This is a genomic window from Bacillus sp. AFS053548, assembly GCF_002575105.1.
GTDB lineage: Bacteria > Bacillota > Bacilli > Bacillales > Bacillaceae_G > Gottfriedia.
The window spans coordinates 12,073-32,314 of the sequence record NZ_NUHI01000085.1; the positions used below are offsets into that span (position 1 = coordinate 12,073).

18 protein-coding genes and 1 other RNA gene are annotated in these 20,242 nt (G+C 30.2%); 6 read left to right on the forward strand and 13 right to left on the reverse strand.

Translation table 11 applies throughout. The annotated features are described in order from the left end of the window. Positions 1 to 2 precede the first annotated feature (2 nt). Positions 3 to 659 carry a reverse transcriptase-like protein gene (locus CN946_RS21815; RefSeq protein ID WP_098862964.1) on the reverse strand — a complete coding sequence of 219 codons (657 nt, stop codon included), beginning with the start codon at positions 657 to 659 and terminating at the stop codon, positions 3 to 5. A gap of 120 nt (positions 660 to 779) precedes the next feature. On the opposite strand from CN946_RS21815, the gene CN946_RS21820 reads away from it, so the two are divergent. Together CN946_RS21820 and CN946_RS21825 are read left to right on the forward strand one after the other, a co-directional pair. After that, positions 780 to 1,160, forward strand: a complete 381-nt coding sequence (locus CN946_RS21820) for a reverse transcriptase-like protein (protein WP_098429800.1) — start codon at positions 780 to 782, stop codon at positions 1,158 to 1,160. 16 nt (positions 1,161 to 1,176) lie between these two features. Beyond that, complete coding sequence (locus tag CN946_RS21825; RefSeq protein WP_176547411.1) at positions 1,177 to 2,112, forward strand: DMT family transporter; 936 nt, start codon at positions 1,177 to 1,179, stop codon at positions 2,110 to 2,112. Between the two features lie 7 nt (positions 2,113 to 2,119). Here CN946_RS21825 and ssrS read toward each other — a convergent pair. The 6 genes from ssrS to CN946_RS21855 all read right to left on the reverse strand — a co-directional run bounded on the left by ssrS (position 2,120) and on the right by CN946_RS21855 (position 10,508). Then, positions 2,120 to 2,302: non-coding RNA, 6S RNA (ssrS, locus tag CN946_RS21830), on the reverse strand. 48 nt (positions 2,303 to 2,350) lie between these two features. Next, positions 2,351 to 3,187, reverse strand: coding sequence for a sulfurtransferase (locus CN946_RS21835; RefSeq protein WP_286134022.1), 837 nt, complete (start codon positions 3,185 to 3,187; stop codon positions 2,351 to 2,353). A 20-nt stretch (positions 3,188 to 3,207) separates the two neighbouring features. Next, entirely contained in the window at positions 3,208 to 6,804 is a 3,597-nt protein-coding gene (locus CN946_RS21840; protein WP_098862966.1) for a dynamin family protein, read from the reverse strand. 288 nt (positions 6,805 to 7,092) lie between these two features. Then, a complete protein-coding gene (locus tag CN946_RS21845; RefSeq protein WP_098863003.1) occupies positions 7,093 to 7,596 on the reverse strand; it encodes an isoprenylcysteine carboxyl methyltransferase family protein in 504 nt (167 codons plus the stop codon). Then, positions 7,596 to 8,687, reverse strand: coding sequence for a type III polyketide synthase (locus CN946_RS21850; protein WP_098862967.1), 1,092 nt, complete (start codon positions 8,685 to 8,687; stop codon positions 7,596 to 7,598). The genes CN946_RS21845 and CN946_RS21850 overlap by 1 nt, the downstream gene beginning before the upstream one ends. A gap of 291 nt (positions 8,688 to 8,978) precedes the next feature. Beyond that, positions 8,979 to 10,508: a carboxypeptidase M32 gene (locus tag CN946_RS21855; protein WP_098862968.1), complete on the reverse strand. Its 1,530-nt coding sequence runs from the start codon at positions 10,506 to 10,508 to the stop codon at positions 8,979 to 8,981. Between the two features lie 224 nt (positions 10,509 to 10,732). On the opposite strand from CN946_RS21855, the gene CN946_RS21860 reads away from it, so the two are divergent. Together CN946_RS21860 and CN946_RS21865 are read left to right on the forward strand one after the other, a co-directional pair. Next, a complete protein-coding gene (locus CN946_RS21860; RefSeq protein ID WP_025671541.1) occupies positions 10,733 to 11,044 on the forward strand; it encodes an ArsR/SmtB family transcription factor in 312 nt (103 codons plus the stop codon). Between the two features lie 130 nt (positions 11,045 to 11,174). Beyond that, positions 11,175 to 11,693, forward strand: coding sequence for an SRPBCC family protein (locus CN946_RS21865; protein WP_098862969.1), 519 nt, complete (start codon positions 11,175 to 11,177; stop codon positions 11,691 to 11,693). Between the two features lie 54 nt (positions 11,694 to 11,747). On the opposite strand, the gene CN946_RS21870 is transcribed toward CN946_RS21865, so the two are convergent. The 3 genes from CN946_RS21870 to CN946_RS21880 all read right to left on the reverse strand — a co-directional run bounded on the left by CN946_RS21870 (position 11,748) and on the right by CN946_RS21880 (position 14,515). Next, positions 11,748 to 12,209, reverse strand: a complete 462-nt coding sequence (locus CN946_RS21870; protein ID WP_098429793.1) for an RDD family protein — start codon at positions 12,207 to 12,209, stop codon at positions 11,748 to 11,750. 219 nt (positions 12,210 to 12,428) lie between these two features. Further along, positions 12,429 to 12,632 carry an aspartyl-phosphate phosphatase Spo0E family protein gene (locus tag CN946_RS21875; RefSeq protein ID WP_069031948.1) on the reverse strand — a complete coding sequence of 68 codons (204 nt, stop codon included), beginning with the start codon at positions 12,630 to 12,632 and terminating at the stop codon, positions 12,429 to 12,431. Between the two features lie 368 nt (positions 12,633 to 13,000). Next, the gene (locus CN946_RS21880) at positions 13,001 to 14,515 is read right to left on the reverse strand and encodes a carboxypeptidase M32 (protein ID WP_098862970.1); all 1,515 of its coding nucleotides are present in this window, start codon (positions 14,513 to 14,515) and stop codon (positions 13,001 to 13,003) included. Positions 14,516 to 14,684: 169 nt separating this feature from the next. Here CN946_RS21880 and CN946_RS21885 point away from each other — a divergent pair, with 169 nt between their 5' ends. After that, positions 14,685 to 15,305 (forward strand): NAD(P)-dependent oxidoreductase, encoded by a 621-nt coding sequence (locus CN946_RS21885; RefSeq protein ID WP_098862971.1) that lies wholly within the window; start codon positions 14,685 to 14,687, stop codon positions 15,303 to 15,305. Positions 15,306 to 15,328: 23 nt separating this feature from the next. On the opposite strand, the gene CN946_RS21890 is transcribed toward CN946_RS21885, so the two are convergent. Beyond that, positions 15,329 to 17,260, reverse strand: a complete 1,932-nt coding sequence (locus tag CN946_RS21890) for an ATP-dependent DNA helicase (protein ID WP_098862972.1) — start codon at positions 17,258 to 17,260, stop codon at positions 15,329 to 15,331. A 230-nt stretch (positions 17,261 to 17,490) separates the two neighbouring features. Continuing rightward, a complete protein-coding gene (locus CN946_RS21895; RefSeq protein WP_098862973.1) occupies positions 17,491 to 18,417 on the reverse strand; it encodes a Gfo/Idh/MocA family protein in 927 nt (308 codons plus the stop codon). A gap of 171 nt (positions 18,418 to 18,588) precedes the next feature. On the opposite strand from CN946_RS21895, the gene CN946_RS21900 reads away from it, so the two are divergent. Then, the gene (locus CN946_RS21900; RefSeq protein ID WP_098862974.1) at positions 18,589 to 18,807 is read left to right on the forward strand and encodes a hypothetical protein; all 219 of its coding nucleotides are present in this window, start codon (positions 18,589 to 18,591) and stop codon (positions 18,805 to 18,807) included. Between the two features lie 144 nt (positions 18,808 to 18,951). Here the strand turns inward: CN946_RS21900 and CN946_RS21905 are convergent, their stop codons facing one another. After that, on the reverse strand, positions 18,952 to 20,103 hold the full coding sequence (locus tag CN946_RS21905; RefSeq protein ID WP_098862975.1) for a THUMP domain-containing class I SAM-dependent RNA methyltransferase: 1,152 nt from the start codon (positions 20,101 to 20,103) through the stop codon (positions 18,952 to 18,954). Between the last annotated feature and the right edge of the window lie 139 nt (positions 20,104 to 20,242).

A 20,242-nucleotide genomic window follows, 5' to 3' on the forward strand; every position in this document is an offset into this window, starting at 1 on the left:
CTTCATGTAACTTCAATCGTACTTACTATCTTATTCCCTTTAAGTGCTTGCGTTGCTAAATTATGAGCTTCTTTATTATCATTACGTTTAATAAGTTCTAATTGTAAGGTTAATTTTAAGTTTTTACATTTTCTTTCAACTCGATTTATGAATCGTTCATGTTGTTCTTCATAACAAGGCCAATCTCCATTTAATTGATTAATGACTACTTGTGAATCTCCTTTAAGAACAATTGTTTGTCCGGTTATATTCATTTCCTCTAATAATAGGATTGCATTTTCAATTGCAGCAAACTCCGCTTCATTATTTGTCATTAACCCATCTAATTTTTCATTAAACCTTTTTCGATAGTTTTTACCATTTTGACTAAAGTATAAGCATATACCTATTCCAGATATAGTGGTTGATAGATCAAATCCGCCGTCAAAAAAAATTGAAATATTATGAGGTTCTTCTTCGAGTTCTTTTAAGTATTTTATTACTTGTTTTTTAGTCCACTCTGTGTCGAATTGATCTAAAAAGATGATTTCTCTTGTTCTACCTGTACTTTCAAAATCTTCCGCTAAAAGAAGTGCTTCTTTTATTTCTAACCATTCAGTTTCAAGTGTAATTTGATATTTCTTTTTGGTTTGATACTTCCAACTGATCTTTAGCTTCATCCGACACACCTCTTCTATCGTTTATTTAGTTGAATATAAATTACTTCATTTCATATTTTAAGTTTTCATTTTTTTGAATATATACTAAAATGGTACATATATAAGTGTTGGAGGTTTACTATGATTGAAGTTTATATTGACGGAGCTTCCAAAGGAAATCCCGGGCCTTCAGGTGCAGGTATTTTCATAAAAGGAATTAAAGAACCTGTTTTTTTAAGTATTCCATTAGATTCGATGTCTAATCATGAAGCTGAGTTTCATGCATTGCTACTTGCACTAGATTATTGTGTCAAAAATAATTTAACAATTGTTTCATTCCGTACAGATTCAAAAATCGTTGAAGAAAGTATTGATAAGAAATATTCGAAAAACGATTTGTTTATTCCTTTATTAGAGAAATCACTAAAGTTGATTAATCAACTTGAACTTTTCTTTATAAAATGGATTCCATCAAGCGCAAATAAGGTTGCTGATGAACTTGCTCGAAAAGCTATCAAATAAAAAAGGAATGGACGATATGAAAAATAAATTAATCGCTTTTTCTTCATTACTCTTTGTGTCCTTCATTTGGGGTTCTTCGCTTTTCATTGTTAAAGAAACACTTAAGTTTGTCCAGCCATTTACATTTAATGCATTACGATTTATTGTAGCAGCAATTGTATTATTTACAGTTCAAACTTTATTAAATCGACAAAATAATAAAAGATATCGCGGAAAAGCTGGTTTTATTTTCCCCGGAATCGTAATAGGATTATTTTTATTTCTAGGTTTTGTATTTCAAACATTTGGATTACTTTACACTTCTATATCCAAATCAGGTTTTATAATAGGTATTAGTGTTGCAATTGTTCCATTTCTTTTATTCTTTAAATATAAGAAAAAACCTACTTTACGAGAAAATGTATGTGCAATTATTGCCTTCATCGGATTATTTTTATTAACACTATCAACAAATTCCAAGTTTAATTCTGGTGATATTATTTCCTTTTTCAGTGCGATTGCGTTTGCTCTTCATATTATTTATTCAACGATCTACTCACCTAGTTATAATTCACTACAACTGGCAACTGTACAAATAACTTTTGTAGGTTTAGCCTCATGGACATTTGCTTTAATCTTTGAGGATTGGCAAGTCATTTTCAACCATGCATTATGGACAAATAAATATTTTGTTTTTTCAATTCTATTTACTGCCATTTTTTGTACCGCTGCAGCTTTCTTTATCCAAATGTTTGCCCAACGTACAATAAGTGCAACTGAAGTAGGGATTATTCTCGCTACTGAGCCAGTTTTTGCTGCGATTACTGGGTATTATTATGGTGGAGAAAGATTACAAGAAATTGGTTTATTTGGTTGTAGCTTGATTTTAGTTTCTACGATCGTAACTCAAATTAGAAAGAACAAAAGTAAAAAACAATTATATAAAGAAGAAAAAACCATTCACAAAATGTGAATGGTTTTTTTTTCCCGCAAATGCCGTTGTTCTTTTTATGCCTAAAGTAAACCGAACTCCAAGGTGGATGTCCTCACAAGTAACTTTCATCCTCCTATAAATAGGCACGATGTTGCTACTTAAATATCGGTCTTCCTATACAAAATCATTGGTTTAAGGCATAAAATGACAACGCACACAGCAGGTTTTGTTAATTTGTATCCTCATTCTATACTAATTAAAACTATTTTGCAACTAATTATTTTTTCTTATTCACAACATTTTCTTCATAAGAAATCCAGTCACTAAAACTTCCCGGATAAAGTTTTACATTCGTATGTCCAGCTTCAACTAATCCTAAATAATTAACACAGCCAGTGACACCTGAACCACAATAAACAACAGTTTCATTGTTATTGTTAAATGGTTTAAAAAGAGTTTGTAATTCTTCTTTTGTTTTAAATTCTCCAGCTTCATTTAAAACATCTTTCCAAAATGAATTTTTTGCTCCAGGTATATGGCCAGCAATTCGGTCAATTGGTTCAAATTCACCAATATATCGAATAGATTCTCTAGAATCAATTAAATTGAAATTCTCTTTTTTACCACCATTCTTTTTAACTTCATTCATCGAAGTAATCATATACTCTTGAACATTAATCTCGAATTTTTTAGGTAATACTTCTTCAATTTTAGTAGTTACTTCAAAATTGTTTTCCAACCATTTTTTATAACCACCATTTAAAACAAATGTAAACTGATGCCCTACTAAATTACATAAAAACCAACATCTTGAGGCATTATCATTCGTACCATCGTCATAACAAATAACAATCGTATCATGATCGATCCCTAGATTTCCTAAAAGATTACCAAAATCATTTAAATTAGGAAACGGATGTCTGCCTCCATGCTTTTTTACAGGACTAGATAGGTCATTATTTAAATCAACATAACGAGATAGCGGAATATGATTTTTCTGATACTCACTTAAACCATATTCGGGATTTGACAATTGAAATCGACAATCTAAGAATACAACATTTTTATTTAAGCGCAATTTATTTGCAATGTTTACATCAATAATATTTTTCAATTTTAATTGTCCACCCTCATTTAAATTAATTTTTTGAATAAGTTTAATACTTTTTCATCTACTACTACTTCATTTAAGTTTTCAGTTGCTTTAATTGTTTGTTGAACATCATTTTCAATTTGATTGCTACAGTTATGCAATATAGAATTTAATGCATCAACATATTGAATGTGATAATGCTCTGCGAATAAGCTATTCATATTTGCTAAATAGTCTTTTAATGGTGTTCTCAACTCATTAATGCATTCATCAATCATAGTTTCTTTCATGTTATCAACAAAAAAGCTTTTTGGATTTTTGAAGTAATTCTTTAAACTTTCAAAACGATCTACATTAATAAATTGATCAGGATTTTTTATCGAAACAGGTAAGATCTCATTAATATCACTTTTTTGAACGATAAATTCAGATTGAATAGAATGTATTTCATCAATTACTCGATCTTGCGACATTGAAATTTCATTCGTTAAAAATTTCTCTAATCTAAATCCAGTTACTCTTAATTCCTTTAAAATCTCTTCCAATACTTCATAAATAAACTCACGAATTTTAGTTACAAATAATTGTTTAATATTTTTCGTTGTATTATTGAAAATACTTGGATTAAAGAAATAAGGGAATAAATCTCGCATTCTTAATTCGATACGCTTTTCGATAAAGAAAATCAATTGTTCGTTTTCTTTCATAAATGCTCTTGGTAAATTAGTTGGTCCTGCATTTTTAATCGCTTCATTAACTTTTTTCTGAATTTGCTCAATTTCGTTGAAGAATTGATCTTTTTCACGTTTTATTCTTTCAAAACGATTAATCGTATCACGTAAGATTTTTTCAATTGTTAATAGGTCATTAATAAATGTTTTAAAGACTTCATTCGCAATCTCAAATTGGAAGAAATTTTGGATTTTCGTATTTAATTTCTTATAATTATTCTGGATTTCTAAATTTAATTCTGAATCACCATATCCCTTCATCTGAAGCATACTTGAAATAGCAAACACAGATGGGAAACGAACCCCTAGTTTCGTTAATTGGTTTACAAAGAAATTTTGCACGATTTCGATTTCGTTTTGATCCTTTGCTAAATCCGATGCATTTAACACAAAGTAAACTTTATCACTATCAAAGCTTTCTCTCATTCGTCCGATTTGCATTAAGAAAGACTCATCTTGACGTGTAAAGGCATGTTGATAATGTGCAACATAAAGAATTAAATCAGCTTTTTTCAAATAGTCGAATGCTAGTTCAGTATGTCTTGAATGGATACTATTTCCCCCTGGCGTATCCACTAATACGATTCCACTTAACGTGATCTCACAATCGAAATAAACTGTACTTTCTTTTACAAAACACGCTCTATTTTCTTCACTTATAACAGTTACATACTCAATTAAGTCATATCGCTTAATTGTACCTAGTAAGCTTCTCATTTCTTCATAATTTTGACACACGCTTTCTGCATAAACGAAAGCATCAGTAGGAATTTTATCCTTTTGTTTCTTAATTAAATTTTGAAGGGTGTTAAACCACTCTTTTTCATTTGCTTCCACACCCCATTTTTTGAAGAAATCAAGAAACTCATCTTTTAAAGATTCTTCTGATTTATAACTCACATCAGCTTTCTTATTACCAGATTCAGCTGTTGAGCGTTTAATCTTACAAATTGCCGCTGTTGTTGGGTGTGGAGAAACTGGTAGTACACGATCGCCAAGTAAAGTATTTATATACGATGTTTTTCCAGAACTAAACGCTCCGAATAATGCAATTGTGTATTCGTTTGATTTTATTTGTTCTCTTTTTTCTTTTAGAATACCGATTTTACTCTGAATAAATTTATTTGAAGTTAATTCGTCTATTATAAAATCAGCGACTTCATATTTAACTTGAATTTCTTCGTTTGAATATTTTTTTGAATTAGTTTTTTCAATGTCAGAAATAAGTTCTTCTTTTATTTCTGGTGCTTGAACAGCTAATATTTTGTGATTAATTAATTCACTTACTGATATTAAAGTAGGCTTAATTTCTGGCAGGTCTTGATTCATTTCTTGATGATTATTTAAAATCGTCTTAATTTCTGAAACCATATGTGAAATTTTTTGATTATTAAACTCTAATTCATCAAATCCTTCTATTTTTGATTGTAAATCATTCTTTTGATTTTTTAATTTTAAAATAGTTGATTCATTTTGTACCTTAAGTTCCTTTGAAAGTGAGTAAATAAATTCAGCAATACTTTTACGATATACTGCCTTAATTCCTTCACTTACTTCCTTCGTATACTGTAATAAATAGTTACCGCCTGTATCAATCAAATGGGATGGCTTTGGACAAATTACATCTTCACTCAAATTAGGCTCTAAGATTTTATCAAAGTCACTGCTATCAATTTTATTATTTTCAATTTGTTTTACAGTTCGAATTGCTGCTTCTTTTACAAAATACTCAATTTGTTTACTTGTTAATTCTTGTACCTTGTGGATAAATTGACTTTTAGATTCATGTAATGCATTTTCAAGTTTTTTTCTTGATTGAAATAATCCTTTATTTTGCAATGCTTTTTCTGATTCTAAATATTTTGATGCTAATTCTCTCATCTCAAATGGTGTGATGTTTGAATTAGTAAGAACTTGTTGTGTAGACTGCAAACAATTTTCCTCAAATGAAGAAACTGATGTTTCAATAACGTCAAGTTCATTATTTAAATCATTGTAAACGGATCTAATCTCATCAGCATTTTGATCGAGATCAATGTAATCGTTCTCAAGTTGTTGTACTTGTTCGTTCATAATTGTTAAAAAGCTTGCATAGTCATTTTCAATTTGCACTACATCTTGATGACTGTATAAGTCATTTAAATAATTAATAAACTGGTTATATTCATTATTCTCTACAGATTTATCTCTTGTAGAAATATAAAAAACTTGTAAGTTGCCTAATCCTTGTTTTTTCAAATTTCCAATTACACCATGCTTAAATTGTTCAAACGTCAATTCTGTTTCATCGTGTTTATCAATACATGTAATGACTAAACAAACTTTATTATTTTTTTCAACTAAATTATGAATAAAATCAATATTTGTTTTCGAATGAACATGTTGATAATCCATTAAATAAAAAATACTATCCGCTAGATGAATGACTGAGTTTGTAGCCTCTAAATGATCCATATCAGTTGAATCAATTCCTGGAGTATCAATTAAAACAGATCCAGTTGGAATTTTAAATATTTCTTGTGCCCACTCGAGCTCAATAATTGAACCACTATCAGAAGCTAACTTTTTTAGTTCATCTACTTGAATATCCTCTTGAATCTGATACATTTCACCATCTTTAAGAGTAATTAACATTTTACTTTCGCCATTTTTTAATTTAACAACGTTTGCACTTGTAGGAATTGGGCTTGTAGGTAGTTTTTCTACTTGTAAAAGATCATTTAATAAAGATGACTTACCAGCAGAAAAATGCCCACAAAATACGTAATAACTTTCCTTATTCTGTATTTTGTATGCTAATTTTTTTAATTGAAATAATTCCTTCGAATTTCCTTGTTCAGAAAGTAAATTGATTCCTGAAGAAACCTTATTCAGTAATTCCCCTCTGTTAATCTTAGTGTTTTGCAACGTGATTTCCCCATTTCATTTCATACTCAAATAATTTCCCTAGCATTATTTTATCCCCATATATATTAATTTGGAAGAAGAATGTATAGGCATATGCATATAAAATAAAAAAAACTAGGTTACATCACCTAGTTTTGAACTTGTTTAAGTACATATTTAGTTAATAAAAAGTATAAAAGAATTGTAGCTGACACAAATCCAAGAACCATTTGACGCACAACCTTTCGAAGTTGATAATGATTTTCATTCTACATTAATCATAATCAGTTATTTTCCATTTGTCAATAGCTATTCGATTGATTGTAAAAGCGCTTTATTTTCTTCTCGGATTCTTACTTTTAATAAAATTAAATTACAAACAGAAAAGATTACAGTTGTTATATACGCATGAAACATAATAGGTATTACTAATAATTCAATTGTAACGATTATATAATTTGGATGCTTGATATATTTATAAAGCCCACGTTTTACTAATTTTTCATCAGGTAAAATAATGATTTTTGTATTCCATCTTTCCCCTAAGGTTGAAATAACCCATACCCTTGCTAATTGTAATATGATAAAAACGATTAGGAGCAAGGAAAAAAATCTAATTTCTATATAATGAATGAAATAATTCTCAATTAAAATTGAAATAAAAAACATGCTATGTAAGATGATAAAAAATTTATAATGCTCTTGGCCAAATTCAAGTGCGCCCCGCATTTTTAATTTTTTTTCATTATTCTTTGCTATACCTAGCTCAATCACTCTTTGTATGATGATGAATAAAAAAATAATCTTTAACATTAGCATTCTACCCACTTTAACAAAGATAACTCTGAGCTAAATCCTGGTCCTAAAGCACAAAGAAGACCGTACTCATTCGTTTTTCCTAACTTCATATACTCACTTAACACAAATAACACAGTACAAGATGACATATTTCCATATGATTTTAAAATATTTAAGGAAATTCCGATATCCGCTTCGGTAAGTTCTAATGAATCGATATATGCGTCCAATACTTTTTTTCCGCCAGGATGAGCAATGAAATGAGTTAGATCCCTTATTGTTAGTTCATTTCCCGTTAAAAAATTTGAAACAACTGGTTGTAACCAATTTTTAACGATTGATGGTATATCCCTAGAAAAAATGACAAATAAACCATCATTCCGAATATCCCATCCCATTACGTCTAATGAATTTGGCATAAGAGTTGAATTAGTTTGTTCGATTGACGGTAAAGATTTATGTATCGTTCGATTTTTCAAATCACTCTCATCGCCAATAACTAGAACCGCTGCTGCTCCATCAGCAAATAATGAAGTTCCTATTATATTACTTTTGGATAGATCTTCTTTTTGAAATGTTAAACTACATAATTCAACTGCAACTAGTAAAATATTTGACTTTGGATGGGCTTTACAATAATCAAATGCTCTAGAAATACCACTCGCACCACCGGCACACCCTAAGCCCCAAATGGGAATTCTTTTAATCGAAGAATTAAATGGCAGGATATTTGCGATATGAGCATCAATTGTAGGGGTTGAAATACCAGTTGAAGAGACAAAAATAATTCCATCAATTTTTTCATATTGAATTTCCGAAGATAGAAATTCATTACTTGTCAAACAATTTTTAATCGCTTCTATTGATAATTCAATTGAGATTTCAGTGTAAGCCTGATTTTTTTGCTCAAAGCTATGCTCTTCGCTGTACCAAGAAAGCTCCTTCGAAATATATCGACTTTGAATCTCACCATTTTGAAATACAGATAATAAGCGATCGATTGAAGGGTATCTTTTCAAAAAAAGCTCTCGAATAAAAGGTACTATATTTTCCTGATCGATTTTATATTTTGGTACAGCTTTCCCAACAGATAAAATTAAAGGCATAATTTCCCACTCCTTATATTCATTACCTTTTGTATTATATTGGAAAATTATTCTTTGAAAAATTCTAGAGTGGAAATAAGATGACATTTAGCCTCAAAATTTAAATAAAAAAAGACAATTCACTATTCATTCATGGACCATGAACAAATAATTGAATTGTCTAAGCGTTTCAAAGGAGTTTTCTTTCTGTTGTGCAGTTTTAGTATATCTCATTTTACTCGAATCTACATTCGCAATTATTTCCATAAAAATGCTTCTAAAATCCCCCCCACAACATTTCTAATTCATAAATTATGATTTATTTACTTCTTCCAACTCATACAATATTGTATATTTTGATTCTAAATATTCAACAAAATATTTCACATTCAATTCTTCACCAGTAACATCCTTCAAAATTTGTTGTGGTTCCTTCATTGCACCATATTGATGAATATTCACTTTTAACCAATCAAGAATTGTTTGAAAATCATTCGTTTCAACTAATTCACTAAAATTTGTTAATTCTTTTTCCATTGTTGCTTTAATTTGAGCAGCATACATTGCACCTAATGCATAAGTTGGAAAGTATCCAAAATGCCCCATTGACCAATGTACGTCCTGTAAAACACCTTCTCGATCAGTTTCAGGTATTATTCCTAGATACTCCTCCATTTTTTTATTCCAAATTGAAGGAAGCTCTGAAACTTGAATTTTTCCATCTAATAAATCCTTTTCAATTTCATAACGAATCATTACATGTAAAGGATAAGTTAATTCATCAGCTTCAATACGAATAAATGAAGGCTTACTATTATTTATCAATTTATAAAATTCATCTAGAGAAACATTATCTAACACTCCATTAAGTTGCTCTTTTAACTTTGGATAATTTGATTTCCAGAATTCATAGCTTTGTCCAATTATCTTTTCATATAAAAGTGACTGAGATTCATGAATACCTAACGACGCTCCTTGAGCGATCGGTAAACCTTCCAAATCTTTGGAAATGTTTTGCTCATATAGTGCATGACCACATTCATGAATTGTACTAAAAATGGCTTTTTCAAAATTATTTTCATGATATTTCGTTGTTACTCTAACATCACCTAAATTAAGAGAAGTAGCAAAAGGATGTGGAGTTGGATCTAATCTTCCGGCATCAAAATTATAACCAAGCGAAGCTAATAGTTGTTCACATATATCTTTTTGTTTTTGCGTCGAAACGAATGCTTTCATCTCTTCTTTTTCAAAGTTTTTCCCGCTAGTCGATACAGCTTTAACAATCGGTACTAGTTTATTTCTTACTTCCGAAAACACTTCGTCCAGTTTATTTACAGTCATTCCAGGTTCATATTGATCTAAATATGTATCATATTTACAGTCTTTATATCCTAAGTATTCAACGAACTTACGTTTATACTCAATTATTTCAGTTAAATAAGGTTCAAATTTAGCAAAATTATTTTCTTCCTTCGCTTCTGCCCAAACACTCTCAGAAATTGCTTGGCATTTAACAAAGGCTTCAAACTCATCAACTGGTATTTTCGTATTTTGATCGTATTGCTTTCTTAAGTATTTTACAGTTTTTTCAACTTCTAACGAACATTTACCTGCACTAATAGCTTCTTCCATTGTAATTAAATAGTGAGCCATATCTTTTGAAGTACTCATTTTAAAAACATCGGCTGATAATTGACCAATTACATTTGAACGCTGAATAACAGCATTTTTAGGTGCACCTGTTCGAAGATCCCAATACAAAACGCCAATTGCTTCTTCAATGTTTAACATTTTTCTCACATATTCTAAAAACGAAGCCTCATAATCTTTTAAGCTCATCAAAACACCCACCTTTTAATATCAAATTTTTGAGTCAGCTAAATAGTAACATAAAAAATATATGGATAAATAAGAATTATCTTATTTTTCAAATAATATTTCTCGACAAAATGAATATTGTTTAATCACTTCGTAAATACTACTTAAGTCTTTTTTAGATCAACACAAATTTATATTCCGAATATTCCTTGACAGGAATATTCCTAATGAGGTATATTCAATTTATGAATTCGACTTTAATTGCTCTTGCAGAGCCGAACCGGTTACAGATTGTCGAACTCTTACGTGACGGTCCACTATCAGTCGGTGAAATAGCTGAAAGCTTAGGACTTAAACAACCACAGGTTTCAAAGCATCTTCGCGTTCTAAGTGAAGCTGGGCTTGTCGAAGTTCAACCAATCGCCAATAAAAGAATTTATAAACTAAGACCCCAGCCGCTAAAAGAAATGGATTCTTGGATTAAGTCATTCCGACACGTCTGGGAACAGAGATTCGATCAATTGGACGATTATTTAAAAAAATTACAAGGCAAATAATCTTAGCTTATTCGGTGCACACAATTTAATTAGTACTAATTATTATCGAAAGGAGAAGTACCTATTTTTCTTTTTTATAGAAGGAAATAATGTCTAATTTATCAATATTAAATAAATGGAGGAATTAATAATGATTAAAAATACGTTTAATGTAGATGAACAAGGATTAGTTTTAACAAGGGTTGTTGATGCGCCTCGTGAATTAGTATTCAAGGTTTGGTCAGAAGCAGAACATCTTAAAAACTGGTGGGGGCCAACAGGCTTTGAAATGGATGTAACAACGTTAGAATTTAGACCAGGAGGTAAATTCCACTATAAAATGGAATCACCAGACGGATTCGTAATGTGGGGATTATTTGTTTTTGGTGAAATTATTGAACCTGAGAAAATTGTATTTGTTAATTCATTCTCTGATCAAGAAGGTAATATGGTTCGCGCTCCATTTTTTGAAGTTTGGCCATTGGAAATTCAAAACACTTTAACTTTAGAAGAAAATGATGGTAAAACAACAATTACATTAAAAGGTTTTCCGATCCATGCTACTGATGAAGAAGTTGCTGCATTTATTGCAAATAAAGATTCTATGCAACAAGGTTTCACTGGTACATTTGACCAGCTTGATGAATATTTAGCTAAAACATCATTATAAGATCAATACCCTTTAAAGCTTGAAAATAGCTTTAAAGGGTATTTTTTAATGCTATTAATAATAAACAACCTTCGTTTTAGCAATTAAATCATGCAATGTTTTCCGATCTTTTCGGAAGATAAAAAAGAGATCTATTAGATACAAAATTCCGATTGCTTCTATAAATATTGGCAAATTTAGCTGACAACCAAAAGCGAATATCGAACGTAATGTCATTGTTTTGAAATCAACTAAGTCATCTGTATCCCTCACAACCATAATACTTAATAATCTTTTTCCTATTGTTTGTCCGTTCCAAATATAGGTTGGTACTATGACATAAAATAGGAAAATAAATAGTAGCGACCAAATTGAATATAGAAACAGTTGCTTACTACTAAACATAAATAAATCTAAAATGTCTTTACTTTCTAACCCAAGTATTAGTAACCCCAGTTTAGAAAATAAAAGATTTATAGAGCCATCGATCCAAGCTGCAAACAATCTTCTAATACGACTTGCCAGTTCAAAATCCATCTAGAACCTCATTCCACATTTTTATAAAAAAATGGATATTAATCGATATACTCTATTATACTTATGGAATTTTGATTTTGATTAGTGATTTTTAACTATTTGTCTTAATTTTTTTATACAAGCTACATAATTAGCATTTTTGAATAAATGAGGTGATTTTTTTTCCATTACGAAAAAAATAAGACCACAAAAAATATTTTGTGGTCTATGTACTATTTTTCATATTGGTTTAATATTAATTTTTGATTGTTTAACTGCAACCGTTTTCAATAATTTCTGTAGTTCTCTTAAATCAGTGTCCAACTGATGACGAATCTTTACTACTTCTTGATGATTGTCATTATTTTGATTTTGAGCTTCTTGCAACTTGATTCGTTTTTCTTCAATATTTCGTTCTAAAGATCTGGCTGTCCTAAAAAACATTCAAATTACCTCCTTTTCAAAAAAGTATGAACACGCTTTCATTTTTATCTATAATACTATAAAAAAATATCTTAAGTCTTTCTAAATGTGAATATTTTTTGAACTTAATTTCAGTTACTTTAGATCTTCAATATTTCACCTAATTAAATTCAACTCTTCTTAATAAGCAATTTTGAACACGCTTTCATTTTTATCTATAATACTATAAAAAAGTAATTAATTAAATATCTAAATATGTCTATTCTTTGAACTTATTAAAAAAACATAAAAAAATAATAACTTGGAATTAATCATTTATTTATGATTTCTTTAATCTTTAATTATAAGTATGGGGAGGTTCTTAACAACCTCCATCCATACGAATTAGATTAAACTAAATTATACAATTTAGAGTATTTATCTTCTATGTAATCAATAAAGTATATTACATTTAAATCTTCACCTGTAACATCTACTAATAATTCTTTCGGTTCTTTTAGTTTTCCATATTGGTGAATATTAAGGGTTAGCCAATTAACAATTTGATGAATCTCACCGCTTTTTAAGATTGTTTCATAATCGCTTAAATCCTGTTTCATTTTATGCTTAAACTGTGCTGCGTACATTGCACCTAATGCATACGAAGGAAAATAACCAAAATCTCCACCTGCCCAGTGAACATCTTGAAGAACTCCTTCTCGATCGTTTGATGGAATGATACCTAAGTATTCTTCCATTTTATCATTCCATACTTTTGGCAAATCCTTTACTTGTAAATCACCATCAAACAGTTCTTTTTCAATTTCATATCGAACCATTATATGCAATGGGTATGTACATTCGTCCGCTTCAATTCGAATTAACGATGGTTCACTATGATTTATTGCTTTATAAAATTCTTCTACCGATAAATTTTTAAAATACTCACCAGTTTTTGCAATTAAGCTTTCATACTGAGCTTCCCAAAACTCTTTACTTCTTCCAATCATATTTTCAAAGAATAATGATTGAGACTCATGAATCCCCATCGATGCACCTTCACATAATGGTGTCCCAATTAAATTCGATGATAAATTTTGCTCATAAAGTGCATGGCCACATTCGTGAATGGTTCCAAAAAGCGAGCTCATAAAGTTATCTTCTATATATTTCGTTGTTACACGAACATCACCAGGATTTAAAGTAATCTGAAATGGATGAACTGTTTCATCTAAACGACCAGAATCGAAATTATAACCTAATTTTACAAGTATCTCTTCACTAACTTCTTTTTGAAGAGCAATTGAAATCGGTTGTGACAATTCTTCGCGAATTAGTTTAGTTTGCGAATTTGAAATTTTCGCAACTAATGGTACAAGACTTTCTCTTACTTTACCAAAAACTTCATCAAGCTTCCCAGTTGTCATACCAGGTTCATAAAAACTTAATAATGTATCATATTTCTTATCCTTGTAGCCCCAATATTCAATGAATTGCTTTTTCATTGCTACAATTTTCTCTAAATATGGTTGGAACTTACTAAAGTCACCTTCAGTTTTAGCGTCTTCCCAAGCATTTTCACTTAATGAACAAAGCTTTACATATTCTGCATATTCATTTTTAGGGATTTTACAGTTTAAATCATAATTTTTTCTACATTCCTTAACAGATTTTTCAATGATTTCACTTAAGTTTCCTGTGCCTATTTCTTTTTCCAATAAATTTAAATAGTTTTCCATCGTACTTGATGTTGTCATTTCAAATACTTCTGCTGAAAGCTCACTGATGACATTTGATCTTTGTTCAGCCCCATTTTTAGGCGCACCCGTTCTTAGGTCCCAATACATAACATTAATTGCTTCATTATAATTTTCGATCTTCTTTAAATAGTCAGTAAATTCTTCTTGGATTTTATTAATTTCCATATTTACCCCTCATTTCTAAATATTAGGATTTTAATTTCATTCTATCATAACTTTTAAAATGAATTAATATTAAGCTTCAAAAGCAATTTTATTATCAGAAATCATATGATTAAGTTTATATAAAAGACATAATCAATAAAAATATTGTACAATACAGCAAGGTGATGTTATGAAAATATTATTATTAGGAGCAACTGGAAGAGTCGGTACTTTTTTAGTGGATTTATTATTAGAAGCAAAATGTGAAGTAATTGCTTTAGTAAGAGATGAACAAAAAATAACGATTCATCATGAAGCTCTTACAGTTTTAAAAGGAAATACGCTAAATGAAAAAGATTTAAATTTAGCTTTAGAAAACGTTGATGGAGTAATTTCTGCCTTAAATACTGGAGGTGAGAATATTTTATCTAAAACAATGGGACTTCTAATCCCTCTTCTTGAAATGAAAAAAATAGGTAGGATCGTTACAATTGGAACTGCTGGTATTTTACAATCAAGAGTAGATCCAACCATTCTACGTTATAAAAGCTCTGAATCAAAACGCAAATCAACAACTGCAGCAACTGATCATGAAAAAGCTTATAACTTATTAAATGAAAGTCAGTTAAATTGGACGATTGTTTGCCCAACTTACTTACCAGATGGTCCAATAACTAAAAATATTCGTGCTGAAAAGAATTATTTACCGATTGATGGCCATCGTATAACAACTGGAGATACAGCTTTTTTCGCATTTAAGGAATTTTTTGAATGCAATTTTAGTAAAACTAGAGTTGGAATTTGTAATTAAAAAAGCTAGCGAATGCTAGCTTTTTAAGATGGATTAACTGGTAAACTGTTTAAGATTTTATCTTTCGTTTCATTGTTTAGATCATTCTCAATAAATAAAACGATTTTACCTTTATCTTCATGACTACGGATTAGTCGTCCAATACCTTGGCGTAATCTTAATAACATATACGGCTCATCAATCTCGAAGTAAGGGTTTTGTGAATTTTGACGTTTTGATTGGAATACAGGATCATTTGGCGGGAATGGTAGCGCATGGATTATCACTTGACTTAGTGACATTCCTTGAATATCTAATCCTTCCCATAAATGAACAGCACATAAAGACGCGTTAATATCTTCTTGGAATTTTTGTACAATCGAACTAATTTCTTCTTCACCTTCAAAGTATAAATTGAAGTCTAATTTTTCTTTTTCAACTTGCAGTTTAAATTTTTTCATTTCTTGAGTTGAATTGAAGAGAATTAATGTACTTCCGTTATTATCCATTAACTTCTCAATAATCTTTTCATTTTTTTCCTCAATTTTGGTTGGATCTACTTGATACAACTCTATTTTCATTTGTTCATTATAATCAAACGGAGAATTAACTGAAAATGATAAGTAATCTTTTATCCCTAAACTACCTGCAATATAATCAAAAGAACTATTTTGAGAAAGAGTTGCAGATGAGAATACAATCGGCATTTTTTGATTAAATACTTTTTCTTGTAAAAGCTCATTTACAGCCTTTGGCATGATGACTAATATTAATTCATTTTGATTATACTCAATCCATTGAATTGCTGTAATTTCATTAATAAATAAATTTAAGCAACGTTCAACATCATCTAAATGCTCATCAACAATATTTAACTGATATTCATCAATCGTATACATTTCACTTTCAAAGACTAACTCATCACCAATGCTACTAATTTGAGACTTTAATCTCCTTGCTAACTTAATTAATCTTTCATTCATATTCAGTTTAAAACGTCTAGATCCTTCAACCTCTTCAGTATTATTATCTAATTCAAAAAAGAATTGATCGTACGTTTCTAATGTATCTTCTAGTAACTGTTGGAAGCTTTCACGCGTACCTGATTGCATTAAAAATGATAAAAATGTATTTAATGTCTCTTGTTGCAGACGGTAAGTTAACGATTTTTGACTTGCAAATTCAAGTAAATGTCCTTCATCAAATACGACACAGCTTGGATTAGGAAGTAATGGCAATTGACCTTCACGTTTTCTAGATTCTACCGTCCAAATATGCTCCATATAAAATTCTTGTGAGCATACAATTAGGTCAGTTGCTTTACGATAATGTTCTCTTGATAGAGTTTGTCCACATCTATGTCTTTGTTCACAAGTAGAGCAATCCTGGAAATAATCATATGAAATTGTATCCCACTCTTCATCTGTTAAGTCCTTATATTCTGTACGGTCTCCATATGGAGTAAATTTTTGGAGTGTACCATAATCATTTACAAAGCTTGGTAAATTTTCATAAACACCTAAAACAGCATCCGAAACATCAATTTCTGAACGTTGTAAATCTAATTTTTTTAAACATAGATAATTTGTAGTTGATTTTGCTAATCTAACGTCAATTGACAAATTTAAAGCATTCGATAATTTTTCAATATCCCCATTTTTCTTTACTAGCTGTTCAATTAAAGATTCATCAGCACATGCGATAATAGCTGGCTTACCTGTATATCTTGCATAGCATAAACAATATAGTAAATAGACAAACGTTTTACCTGTACCAACGCCTGCTTCAGCAAAAATAACTTTCTTTTCTTTAAACGCTCTTTCAACCTGATAAGCCATAAAAATTTGCTCATCTCTTAATTCATAGCCTGCATCTGGTAATAAATCGTAAAAAACGTCCCCAATCCATTCCCCTAGCTTTTCAATGAATTGGTCTTGCTTTCCTACCTCAAAAGGTAATTTAGTTGAATGACTCATTGCTACCCCCAAAATGTAAATTAAAAAGAAAAAGTCCTCGTTTGAGAACTTTAATTTTGCAAATTTATTCGATCCATTATATTATTTAAAAATTGTCTCTACCCGCTATCATACAAAAAATGTGAGGGAAAGGCAAGGGAAATAAGGCATGATTACCTAAAGACTAAGTGAATTGTATATTTTGAACGAAATAAATTTGCTTTTAAATTCTTATAACTTTCTAGTTAACTTTACCAGCCTTTTGCCTGCTTTATCATTTCTTCAACAATCATTTGAGATTTTAATGCTTCTTCTCCATTGATTGATGGATTTTCATCAGAGTTTAAGCAATTGATAAAATGGTTAATGCAATCCTCAAAACCTCTTTGTTTTAATGTTGTGTCCCATGATGATGAAAAAGAATTATTTATTGAGTTATTTTGTTCTACTTCGAAGTTGTTCATATTTTTTACCCTTATAATCGAACCTTCAGTAATTAATTCTAAGCGCTCAAGATTTGTTCCTGCCATTCGGTGCATTACTGAATTAATAGTAGCTCCTTTTAACGATTCAAATTGGTGAGTAGCATACTCTAATTGATTAGTATGAGTAAGTTTGACTCTACCATTAATTAAGTTAACTTCTCCATCTGCAAACCATCTAATTGTATCAATTAAATGTAAATAATCATCTAGCATCGTAAACTCGAATGAATTAGACCCAACTTTATTCTCTCGATGTTTTTCAAATCTGATTACCGCTATATTCTTTGCCTGTTCTTTTGCCTGCACATACATTGGACAGAATCGGCGGTTGAATCCAACCATAAGTTTTCGATTTAGTTTAATACTTAATTCAGTTAATTTCTCTGATTCTGGCAATGTAGCTGCTAGAGGTTTATCAACATAAACATCTTTACCTTTATTTAGTAAATACGATACAACCTCAAAATGTGAACTAGTTGCACTATGTACAAAAACTGCGTCACTTTGTTCTGCCAGTAATTCCAAGCTTTCAAAATCTTGAATTCGATATTGTGAACATATTTTCTTACGTTTTTCTTTATTTGGTGAAAATGCACCGATAAAATCCCAGTTTTCTTCTTTTGTAAGAATTGGTAGATATGCTTTTTGTGCAATATTGCCTAATCCTACCATTCCAATACGTGGTTTTTTCATTTTTCATCAGTCCTTTAAATTGGCTTATTTTTCTAGATTTATTGTAACAAATTATCTTTCTTCATTTAAAAGAAAAATGATTATATTTCAAAATTATCTAATGGCAATAACATTCGAATTATCGGGAAATCTATAAAATAATCATAAAAATGGTAGTTTGGAGGTGTTTATTTGTACTTATATTCTTTAATACAGACTAATTTTGATACAAATGATGATATAAGTGTTGTAAGAGACCTTTATTTACTTCAGCATGAAAAGAGTTTCTCTAATGATGAATTCCATGATCTTGTCACTCAATATAAAAGTACTGCAGAAACGAATTGGCATGTTGCACATTCACTTGAAAAAAATCATGGCTTTAGAATTGTACCTGCAATAAATTTATAGTGCTAACAAAACGAATTCAATTTTTGTTCAAGTTTTGTTCGTAAAAACTATAACGAAATACGTTATTATAAATAAAAAGGTGCCCCAATCGTCTGAATAGACATTGGGAACACCTTTTTAACCTTTTTAACCTTTTTAACCTTTTTACTCTTCGATTCTTCTTGGAGGTCTTTTTCCAAAGTACTGATAATAGTCAGTTTTAATGAAACCATTAAATAATTTACGTTTCTTTGTTGCTGGTTTACCGTAAAATTGTTCAAATCCCTCATGACTAGTAAGTAGATACACTGACCATGTATCTAATTTTGTAAAAACATTCCCCATATCTGAATATAACTTTTCAACGTAAGGTCGATCGTTTAATCGTTCACCATATGGTGGGTTGGTAACAACATATCCATACTCAGATTTAGTAGTAAAGTCTTTTACTTGCATTTGTTTAAATACAATTGAATCTGATAATCCAACTTCATCAGTATTCGCTATTGAAACATTAATCATTCGATGATCAATATCTGAACCGATTATTTCTAGTTTTTGATCATAATTTGCTAAGTCTTCTGCTTCTTGTCTTGCTTCATTCCATCTTTTTTTACCGATCCAATGCCAATCTTCAGACGCAAAGCTTCTAAACGATCCTGGAGCGATATTATGTCCAATTAAGGCAGCCTCAATTGGAATTGTACCAGATCCACAAAATGGATCAACAAAAGGTAGATCAGCATTCCAATTCGTTAGTAATACTAATGAAGCCGCAAGTGTTTCTTTTAATGGTGCTTCACCTTGATCTACACGATACCCTCTTTTATGTAAGCCTTCACGACCAGTAGTATCAATCGTTAATGTTACGATATCTTTTAAAATAGAGACCTCTACTCGAAATAATGGACCATCTTCAATTAACATACCTTGAATATTTTGGATTGTTTTTAATTTATCAACAATTGCTTTTTTGACGATTGCTTGGCAATCTGATACTGAAAATAATTTTGATTTATGCGATTTTCCTGACACAGGAAATTGACCGTTTCTTGGTATAAACATATGCCAAGGTAGGGCTTTTGTTTTTTCAAATAATTCATCAAATGAGGTTGCCTTAAATTCACCAACACGAAGTTTCACTCGGTCAGCTGTTCTAAGCCACAAATTTGCTTTCACAATTCCAGCTTCGTCCGCTTTAAATAATACTCGACCATTTTCAACTACTACATCTTCAAACCCTAGGCTTTTTATTTCTCTAGCGACTAGAGCTTCGATCCCCATTGCAGCAGTAGCAATTAATGTATATTTCGCCAATTTAACCACCTATCTCATTCATATTAAGAATGAACTTTTCTTTTCATATTTTCATTTTGATTCCTATTTTCATTATGGACAATTTACGTCGAAATTACAAAAAACTCTCCATAGAATGAAGAGTTTTTAACAGTTTCAT

Excerpts from the sequence above, each read along its gene's own strand:
- CN946_RS21885 (WP_098862971.1), top strand. The coding sequence starts at position 14,685 with ATGAAAATATTATTATTAGGAGCAACTGGAAGAGTCGGTACTTTTTTA.
- CN946_RS21895 (WP_098862973.1), bottom strand. The coding sequence starts at position 18,417 with ATGAAAAAACCACGTATTGGAATGGTAGGATTAGGCAATATTGCACAA.
- CN946_RS21865 (WP_098862969.1), top strand. The coding sequence starts at position 11,175 with ATGATTAAAAATACGTTTAATGTAGATGAACAAGGATTAGTTTTAACA.
- CN946_RS21890 (WP_098862972.1), bottom strand. The coding sequence starts at position 17,260 with ATGAGTCATTCAACTAAATTACCTTTTGAGGTAGGAAAGCAAGACCAA.
- CN946_RS21825 (WP_176547411.1), top strand. The coding sequence starts at position 1,177 with ATGAAAAATAAATTAATCGCTTTTTCTTCATTACTCTTTGTGTCCTTC.
- CN946_RS21880 (WP_098862970.1), bottom strand. The coding sequence starts at position 14,515 with ATGGAAATTAATAAAATCCAAGAAGAATTTACTGACTATTTAAAGAAG.
- CN946_RS21860 (WP_025671541.1), top strand. The coding sequence starts at position 10,733 with ATGAATTCGACTTTAATTGCTCTTGCAGAGCCGAACCGGTTACAGATT.
- CN946_RS21855 (WP_098862968.1), bottom strand. The coding sequence starts at position 10,508 with ATGAGCTTAAAAGATTATGAGGCTTCGTTTTTAGAATATGTGAGAAAA.
- CN946_RS21845 (WP_098863003.1), bottom strand. The coding sequence starts at position 7,596 with ATGTTAAAGATTATTTTTTTATTCATCATCATACAAAGAGTGATTGAG.
- CN946_RS21870 (WP_098429793.1), bottom strand. The coding sequence starts at position 12,209 with ATGGATTTTGAACTGGCAAGTCGTATTAGAAGATTGTTTGCAGCTTGG.
- CN946_RS21815 (WP_098862964.1), bottom strand. The coding sequence starts at position 659 with ATGAAGCTAAAGATCAGTTGGAAGTATCAAACCAAAAAGAAATATCAA.
- CN946_RS21850 (WP_098862967.1), bottom strand. The coding sequence starts at position 8,687 with ATGCCTTTAATTTTATCTGTTGGGAAAGCTGTACCAAAATATAAAATC.
- CN946_RS21820 (WP_098429800.1), top strand. The coding sequence starts at position 780 with ATGATTGAAGTTTATATTGACGGAGCTTCCAAAGGAAATCCCGGGCCT.
- CN946_RS21875 (WP_069031948.1), bottom strand. The coding sequence starts at position 12,632 with ATGTTTTTTAGGACAGCCAGATCTTTAGAACGAAATATTGAAGAAAAA.